This window comes from Pseudomonas sp. GM102 (assembly GCF_000282555.1).
Classification (GTDB): Bacteria; Pseudomonadota; Gammaproteobacteria; order Pseudomonadales; family Pseudomonadaceae; genus Aquipseudomonas.
Genome location: NZ_AKJB01000059.1, coordinates 104225 through 112034, shown reverse-complemented (window position 1 = coordinate 112034; position 7810 = coordinate 104225). Strand labels below are relative to the sequence as shown.

7 protein-coding genes and 1 pseudogene are annotated in these 7810 nt (G+C 62.4%); 1 reads left to right on the top strand and 7 read right to left on the bottom strand.

All coding sequences use genetic code 11. The annotated features are described in order from the left end of the window. The 7 genes and pseudogenes from PMI18_RS31920 to PMI18_RS14745 form a co-directional block, all read right to left on the bottom strand. Positions 1 to 140: pseudogene (locus PMI18_RS31920) on the bottom strand (DUF6124 family protein); the annotation flags it as partial. 475 nt (positions 141 to 615) lie between these two features. After that, on the bottom strand, positions 616 to 1365 hold the full coding sequence (locus PMI18_RS14720; protein ID WP_033036426.1) for an AraC family transcriptional regulator: 750 nt from the start codon (positions 1363 to 1365) through the stop codon (positions 616 to 618). A gap of 71 nt (positions 1366 to 1436) precedes the next feature. Beyond that, the gene (locus tag PMI18_RS14725) at positions 1437 to 2693 is read right to left on the bottom strand and encodes an NAD(P)/FAD-dependent oxidoreductase (RefSeq protein WP_033036423.1); all 1257 of its coding nucleotides are present in this window, start codon (positions 2691 to 2693) and stop codon (positions 1437 to 1439) included. Continuing rightward, positions 2690 to 2926 carry a (2Fe-2S)-binding protein gene (locus PMI18_RS14730; protein ID WP_007900905.1) on the bottom strand — a complete coding sequence of 79 codons (237 nt, stop codon included), beginning with the start codon at positions 2924 to 2926 and terminating at the stop codon, positions 2690 to 2692. The genes PMI18_RS14725 and PMI18_RS14730 overlap by 4 nt, the downstream gene beginning before the upstream one ends. Beyond that, positions 2919 to 4034: an NAD(P)/FAD-dependent oxidoreductase gene (locus PMI18_RS14735; protein ID WP_007900903.1), complete on the bottom strand. Its 1116-nt coding sequence runs from the start codon at positions 4032 to 4034 to the stop codon at positions 2919 to 2921. Before PMI18_RS14735 ends, PMI18_RS14730 begins: the two co-directional genes overlap by 8 nt. Beyond that, positions 4031 to 4963, bottom strand: a complete 933-nt coding sequence (locus PMI18_RS14740) for a 4-hydroxyproline epimerase (protein WP_007900902.1) — start codon at positions 4961 to 4963, stop codon at positions 4031 to 4033. The genes PMI18_RS14735 and PMI18_RS14740 overlap by 4 nt, the downstream gene beginning before the upstream one ends. A 113-nt stretch (positions 4964 to 5076) precedes the next feature. After that, entirely contained in the window at positions 5077 to 5748 is a 672-nt protein-coding gene (locus tag PMI18_RS14745) for a GntR family transcriptional regulator (RefSeq protein ID WP_007900901.1), read from the bottom strand. Between the two features lie 363 nt (positions 5749 to 6111). Between PMI18_RS14745 and PMI18_RS14750 the strand changes: the two genes are divergently transcribed. Next, entirely contained in the window at positions 6112 to 7788 is a 1677-nt protein-coding gene (locus PMI18_RS14750) for an MFS transporter (protein WP_007900900.1), read from the top strand. The last annotated feature ends 22 nt before the right edge of the window (positions 7789 to 7810 follow it).

Below are 7810 nucleotides of genomic sequence, written 5' to 3'. Positions count from 1 at the left end.
CGCTTGGTGTCTTTGGGAATGTCCGGTTTGAGGTAGTAATCGAGGGCGCGATCGGCGGCTTCGTTGAGTTTTTTCGAATCGAGGGATTCGTACGGGGATGCCGGATCGGTTTCCGGTGGGTTCGGTGTAGGTTTGAACATGGTAAAACTCCTTGATCAATGGAGTCGCCACATGTCGCTGCTAAACGAGAAAGGGTGGCGACCGTACGCGGGTTAGCAGACCAGGGATCAAGGAACCCGGCGCACCGAAGTGCCCCACGCACAGTCACCATAACGCAGACCAGCGTAGGCAAAAGTAGCCGGCTGATCGAGAGATGACACTGCGTGCCTTGATATTTACCGAGCTGCTAAACCCGATCGCTGATTCGTCAGCGACCCGGAAACGATAGAGCCCGGCCTCAAGGCGTACAAGCCGGCGGATTCTGGCGTAGTCGTAGGCAACGGCGCAAGGATGTGTAGCCTGGGTGAGTGTCTGGAAGTGTCGTTTAAACATCGCCTGTTGATCGTTCCCACGCTCCGCGTGGGAATGCCTCAACGGACGCTCTGCGTTCGGCTTTAGAGAGTGGGACGCGGAGCGTCCCGGGCTGCGTTCCCACGCGGAGCGTGGGAACGATCCTTAGCGCTGATTATCGCGAAACTGACTCGGTGACAAACTGGTCAACGCGCGAAACTGTCGGCTGAAGGCACTGTGGTCGGTGTAGCCGCAGCGCAGGGCGATTTCGGTGATGGGCAGGTCGGTGTGCAGTAACAGCCGCGAACCTTCTTCCAGGCGCGCCTTGTGAATCATCTGCCGTGGGGTGAGCTGGAATACCCGTTTGCAGTGACGCTCCAGTTGCGCCACGGAATAGCCGGTGATGGCGGTCAGTTCGGCGAGGCTGATGGCGTGGGCGAAGTGGCTGCGGATGTGCGCATCCATGGCGGCGAGTTTCTGGAAGGCGGGATGGTTGGATTGGGGTGATTGCAGGTCGCGGGAGATCCCGGCCAGGCCAACGATGTGACCCTGTTCATCTTGCAAGGCGAGTTTGTGGGTCAGGCACCAGATCGGCTGGTTGCCGTAATACAGGTGCAGCTCCAGTTGATCGGCCAGTTCGCGGCCGCTGGACAGGACCCGTCGATCCTGTTCGGTGTACAGCGGGCCGAAGCGTTCCGGGAAGACCATTTCGGCGGTGCGCCCCAGCAGTTCCTCGCGATGTTTGAAACCGCAACGCCGGGCCAAAGTCTGGTTGACGAAGGCGTAGCGGGCTTCGCAGTCTTTGATGAAAAACACCACGTCCGACAGGGTATCGAGCAGCGGCGCAATCGGCTGCAGACTGTTGAGCAGCGTTGGCAAGTCGCAGGGTTTGAAGGTGCTGAGCGAGGGATACATGGCGCTGGGGTCTGATGGCGACCCCGGGATCATAGAGGCTCGACAGCGTGGCCGAAACCCCCGAGGGAGTTTCAGGCTGGCGGGGTGTCGTCCAGGCACATCAAGGTCTCGATTCGCGCCGGGTTGAAGGGTGGGCGGGGTGCCGAAGGTTGCCAGCCGAACAGGTGCTGCACCGCACCGCCGCACACCCGGCCCTGACAGGCACCCATGCCGCAGCGGCTGGCCAGCTTGGCTTCGCGCCAGTCAGAATGCCCGGCCAATGCGGCGTAAGGCACGTCTTCGCAGCGGCAAACCAGAGTGTCGGGTTGGGCCAGGGACTTGAGTGGCGGGGCGAGGGCGAATGCCTGATTCAGCGCTCTGGCGAAACCCTGCCAGCGTGCCCGGCGTGGCCATAATTGGCGGGCCGCTTCAAGGTTACCGACCGCCGCGTGACCAGCAATTGCACCTTCGACCAACGCCAGTTCACTGCCACCAAACCCGGTGCATTCACCCGCCGCATAATGATCGGAATGGCTGCTGGCCTGCCAGGCATCCACCGCCAACGCCTGACCTTCGATGGCATAACCCAGTGCATGGCCCAACTGAATGTTCGGGATCAAGCCAAAACCACAGGCCAGCCGATCACATGCCAGTTCGACGATTTTGCCTTGCTGTTGCAGGCGCACGCCTTCCAGTCGGTCAGTGCCGAGGGCGGCCAGCACATGAGTCGCGGTCCGGTAATGGCGGTTGAACAAGCTGAACGATTGCATCAGCTTGTTGGGCCAGCGGGGCAGTTGCGCGGCGAAACCGGCGACGGCGGTGCGCGAGGCTTGCTCGGCGATGCGTTGTACTTGGGCGCCATGTTTTTTCGCGGTGGCGGCACTTGCCAGTAACAGCGGGCCGCTGCCGGCGATCACCATGCGTTCACCCTGCACCGGAACACCCGCCTTGACCAGCGCCTGCAAACCACCGGCCCCGGTCACGCCGGGCAACGTCCATCCGGGGAAGGGCAGCAGTAACTCGCGGGCGCCGGTGCACAGAATCAGTTTGTCGTAGCTGATCAGCCAGCCGGCATCGTCATTTTCGACCAACAGCTGTTTCGGACCGGGACTGGCGATCACTCGGGTGCCAGCGTGACGGCGGATGTTACTGCATGACTGCAAACGCTCACGCAGGCGACGGGCCTGATCGGGCACGTTGGCTTGAGGCCCGTCACGCCAGATTTGCCCGCCCGGCAGCGGGTTGTCGTCGAGCAGGACGATGCGTGCGCCGCTGGGTGCGGCGGCAAGGGCGGCGGCCATGCCAGCGGGGCCGGCACCGATGATCAGCAGATCGGCGTATTCGTTCATGGGCATGTCTGCACCTGCATGCCGTCTCGGCACAAAGTCTGGCAGGCCAAGCGTCGCCGGCCGTCGATGGTCACCCGGCATTCCTGGCAGATGCCCATGCCGCACAGCGGTGCGCGGCGCTGACCACTGACTGACGTGCGCGTGCAGCCGTCGCTGCCCAACGCCAAGGCCGCGGCGACGCTAGTGCCCTCGGCCACCGTCAAGGCGCGGCCGTCCAGCAGCAATTCAGGCATAGGCAGGTTCTCCAAGGAAACGCTGGGGCAGATAGGGTGGTGCGGCCAGTGGCGGGGGTTCGTTGAACAGTTGCGCCACCAGCAAGTCAGCTGTGCCGGGGGCCGTGGTGACGCCCAAACCTTCGTGACCCACCGCCAGCCACAAGCCTTGGCGTTGCGGGTGTTGGCCCACCAGCGGCAGGCCGTCGGGGCTGGCGGCGCGAAAGCCGGTCCAGGCGCGGATGCCGTTGAGTCGGGCCAGCCCCGGCATGTACTCGGCGGCGCGCTTGAGCATTTTCGCCAGCATCCAGCCTTCGACCTGCGGGTCGGTGGTGCCGAATTGGCGCGAGGCACCGATGAACAATTGCCCGGTGGGGCGCGGCTGAATATTGCAGGCGGTCGACGGCCCCGTGGCGTTGTGGGCGCTGGTGACGTAACCCAGTTCGACCAAGGTGTGGGTAACGGTGCGGGGGTAGCGATCGGTAATCAGCAGGTGACCTTTTTTCGGCTCGATGGGTAACTCCGGGCACAGTTCGTTGGCCTGAATACCGTTGGCCAACACCACCGCTTCGGCACTCAACCAGTGACCGTCATCGAGGCAGACGCGGTTGCCATCGACTGCGCTGACCCGCGCCCGGCGCTGACGGATGTTCGGCGTGTCGAGCATCCAGTTGGCTGTCGCCGGCGCATAAAGAATGCCGTCGCCATTGATCAGCAAACCGCCTTCCAGACCTTCGCGCAGTTCCGGTTCACGCTGGCGCAAGGCACTGGCGCTGATCAATTCGCACGCCACGCCCTGGGCTTTCAGGTTCAAGTATTTGCTATGGGCGACTGCCATTTCCTCGGCGTTGGCCGCCAGCCACAGTGTGCCGTTGTTGCGGTAGGCGCAGCCGTCGGGCAGGTCCGGTGCCAGCTCGCGCCAGCGTTGCAGGGAATATTGACTCAGGGCCAGCTCGGCCGGGTTGTCGTCGAGCACCAGCAGGTGGCCCATGCCCGCCGCCGTCGCACCGTGCAGGCCGGCGTCCAGCACCAGCACCTGCAAGCCACGACGGGCCAGCGCCTGGGCACAGGCGGCGCCGATGATGCCGGCGCCGATCACGATCACATCGGCCACAAGGCCCTCGTTCATGGGCGAATGCCCCAGGCGAACGGGTCATCCTGTTCGATGATCAGACTGGCTTCGGCGCTGATAAAAGCGCGGCCGCGAATGGTCGGCACAACGCGCTCGCCCTGCCATTCGTAAGAGCCTTCGAACTCGCTGCCGATGACACTGGCCTGGCGCCAGATCTGTCCCGGTTGCAGTTTGTCGTCCGCTGCCAGGCACGCCAGTTTGGCGCTGGTGCCGGTGCCGCACGGTGAGCGGTCATAAGCCTTGCCGGGGCAGAGGACAAAGTTGCGGCTGTCGGCGTGATCGTCATCGCTGAACAGTTCGACATGGTCGATCAGCCCGCCGTCTTCGCCACGAATACCCTGGGCCTCCAGTGCCTGCTGCACGGCGTAGGTGTAAGCGGTCAGCGCGTCGAGGTTGTCGCCGGCCACCCGCAGGCCATGCTCGGCGATCAGGAAAAACCAGTTGCCGCCCCAGGCGATATCACCGACCACCTGGCCGATATCTGGCACCTGCAACACCAACGCCTTGCGGTAACGGTAGGCCGGCACATTGCGCACGCTCACCGAATGGTCGTCGTGCAAAGTCGCCTGCACCGTACCCACGGGCGTCTCGATGCGATGCACGCCGGGGCTGATCTTGCCCAGATGCGCCAACGACGCCACCAGGCCAATCGTGCCGTGGCCGCACATGCCCAGGTAACCGGTGTTGTTGAAGAAAATCACCCCGGCACAAGCGCTCGGGTCGACCGGCTCGCAGAGCAGGGCACCCACCAGCACGTCGCTGCCACGGGGTTCGAGCACACAAGCGGCGCGCCATTGATCGTGATGTTCGGCGAGCCGCTGGCGGCGTTCGGCCATGCTGCCGGTGCCCAGGTCAGGGAAGCCTGCGGTCACCAGACGGGTCGGTTCGCCGCCGGTATGGGAGTCGATCACGGTGATGCGTTTCATGGGATGGCCACGTCCGTTCAGATGAGTGAACGAAAGAGTGGCCTGTGCAGCGGGGTGTCGGCTTGATGGATTTATCCTGTGCCGATGACGAAATCAGCACAGCACTCTAACGGTCAGTGCGCGTGAGGCAGGTGCTCGAACAGGGTCTTGCAGACCCCGGCAATATGCTCGTCCAACAGCTTTACTGCCAGATCCACATCCCCGGCACGACAGGCTTTGATGATCTCACGGTGCTCGTGATCAGCCCGTTCCTTGCCGGCCGACAGGCTCATCTGCATGCGCAGGTAGCGCTCCAGCTTGTCGTTGACCGAACGAATCAGGCTGACCAGAAATGGTCGTTGCGCCGGCTCATAGAGGCAAGCGTGCAGCTCCCAATTGAGCTCGGCCCAGCGGCCCACGTCGTCCTCGCCGATGAATTCCTGACAGATGCGCTCGGCACGGGCGAAGGTTTCTTCGGTCATGTTGGGAATGGCCAGGCGCAGTATTTTGTCCTCCAGCAACATCCGCACTTCGAACATCTGCGCCAGTTCGGCATCGGAAACCCGCGTGACCATCGCCCCGCGATTGCGCTGGAACATCACCAGCCCTTCGGCCTCCAGCCGCTTGAGGGCCTCGCGCACCGGGATCTTGCTGACGTTGAACTGGCGGGCGATGTCATCCTGGCGAATCGGCTCATCTTCGGCGAAATGCCCGGCGACGATCGCGTCCCGCAAATGACGGGTGATGATTTCCGAAGTCGATGGTGTATTGCCAAGGTCGGGAGCGTTGAGTTTGGGTAGGTTCACGGCAGCGGTCGTTTGGAGTGAGATGGCGATAGGGTATACGAAATTCTTTCGCTGCGAAGTTCCAGGCGATGGCCGCCCCGAAGAATAGGCATCAGCGAACGCCACCCAGACGCTTCGCGTGGGATTTCACCGGTCTGGTTAGTCATTCGGCAGCGCGTCGGCCCGGGTCTGAGCAGGATGGCCGAGTGGATATCTGTGCGAAGCCGATTATGCTTCAAGAAACCTTGCAGCGATGCGAGGCCATCAGCCTGTTTGCATGCTTTGCGCAATCCGTAATCCGATGACATCAGCCATAGGGCCTGGGTGCGGTAAAAAGAGAGTGAGGTACTCCGGCCTACAACAAGAGCAAGACGGAGAAGACTCATGGCCGCAATCGACAACGCATCCACGGGCAGCGCGCCCCACCACGGGATCACCAGGGAGGAGCGCAAGGTCATTTTCGCCTCGTCCCTGGGCACCGTGTTCGAATGGTACGACTTCTATCTTTACGGCTCCCTCGCCGCGATCATCGCCAAGCACTTTTTCGCCGGCGTCAATGAGACAACGTCCTTCATCTTCGCGCTGCTCGCGTTCGCCGCCGGCTTCGCTGTACGGCCCTTCGGCGCCATCGTCTTCGGTCGACTGGGCGACATGATCGGGCGCAAGCATACCTTCCTCATCACCATTGTCATCATGGGTGTCTCCACCGCCATAGTGGGTTTTCTGCCCGGCTATGCGACCATCGGCGTGGCGGCGCCGATCATCCTGATCACCCTGCGCCTGTTGCAAGGCCTGGCCCTGGGCGGTGAGTACGGCGGCGCGGCGACCTACGTGGCCGAACATGCGCCCAAAGGCAAACGCGGCTACTTCACCTCGTGGATCCAGACCACCGCGACCCTCGGCCTGTTCCTTTCGCTGCTGGTGATCCTTGCCTGCCGAACCATTCTCGGCAACGAAGCCTTCGAGGCCTGGGGCTGGCGGATTCCCTTCCTGCTGTCGATTCTGTTGTTGATCATCTCGGTGTACATCCGCTTGCAACTCAGCGAGTCACCGGTGTTCTTGAAGATGAAGGAAGAAGGCAAGTCGTCCAAGGCGCCGCTGACCGAATCCTTCGCCCGCTGGGAAAACCTCAAGATAGTGATCATGGCGTTGCTTGGCGGTACCGCCGGCCAGGCGGTGGTCTGGTACACCGGACAGTTCTATGCGCTGTTTTTCCTGCTGCAGACGCTGAAGATCGACCCACAGACCGCCAACTATCTGATTGCCGGCTCGCTGCTGATCGGCACGCCGTTCTTCATCGTATTCGGCAGCCTGTCCGATCGCATCGGCCGCAAAGGGATCATCATGGCCGGCTGCATTATTGCGGCGCTGACCTACTTTCCGATCTTCAATGCCTTGACCCAATACGGTAACCCCGACGTGTTCGCCGCGCAGGAGAAAAACCCGGTCACGGTGATTGCCGATCAGAGTAAGTGCTCGTTCCAGTTCGACCCGGTGGGCAAGGCCAAATTCACCAGCTCCTGCGACCTCGCCAAGACTGTGCTGGCGAAGAAGGCCATACCCTATGAGAACGTGAAGGCCGAACCAGGTGCTATCGCGCAGGTCCGCATCGGCGACAAGGTGATCCAGAGCTTCGAGGGTACCGGCATGCCAGCCGCCGACTTCAAGGCCCGCAACGATGCCTTCGTCGCTACCCTCGGCACCGCCCTCAAGGACGCCGGTTACCCCGAGAAGGCCGACCCGGCCAAGACCAACTATCCGATGGTGCTGCTGCTCCTGACCATCCTGGTGATCTACGTCACCATGGTCTACGGCCCGATCGCCGCCTGGCTGGTGGAACTCTTCCCGGCGCGCATTCGCTACACCTCGATGTCGCTGCCGTACCACATAGGCAACGGCTGGTTCGGCGGCTTTCTGCCCACGGTGGCGTTCGCCATGGTCGCGGCCACGGGGGATATCTACTACGGGCTGTGGTACCCGATCGTCATCGCCGTGATGACGGCCATTCTTGGCACGTTCTTCCTGCCGGAAACCAAGGATCGGGAAATACATCACACCTAGGATTGGCCTCGCCCTCTCCCAC

What these genes read in the sequence shown, in the direction of transcription:
- PMI18_RS14720 (WP_033036426.1), bottom strand. Translation starts at nt 1,365, where the DNA reads ATGTATCCCTCGCTCAGCACCTTCAAACCCTGCGACTTGCCAACGCTG.
- PMI18_RS14730 (WP_007900905.1), bottom strand. Translation starts at nt 2,926, where the DNA reads ATGCCTGAATTGCTGCTGGACGGCCGCGCCTTGACGGTGGCCGAGGGC.
- PMI18_RS14740 (WP_007900902.1), bottom strand. Translation starts at nt 4,963, where the DNA reads ATGAAACGCATCACCGTGATCGACTCCCATACCGGCGGCGAACCGACC.
- PMI18_RS14750 (WP_007900900.1), top strand. Translation starts at nt 6,112, where the DNA reads ATGGCCGCAATCGACAACGCATCCACGGGCAGCGCGCCCCACCACGGG.
- PMI18_RS14725 (WP_033036423.1), bottom strand. Translation starts at nt 2,693, where the DNA reads ATGAACGAATACGCCGATCTGCTGATCATCGGTGCCGGCCCCGCTGGC.
- PMI18_RS14735 (WP_007900903.1), bottom strand. Translation starts at nt 4,034, where the DNA reads ATGAACGAGGGCCTTGTGGCCGATGTGATCGTGATCGGCGCCGGCATC.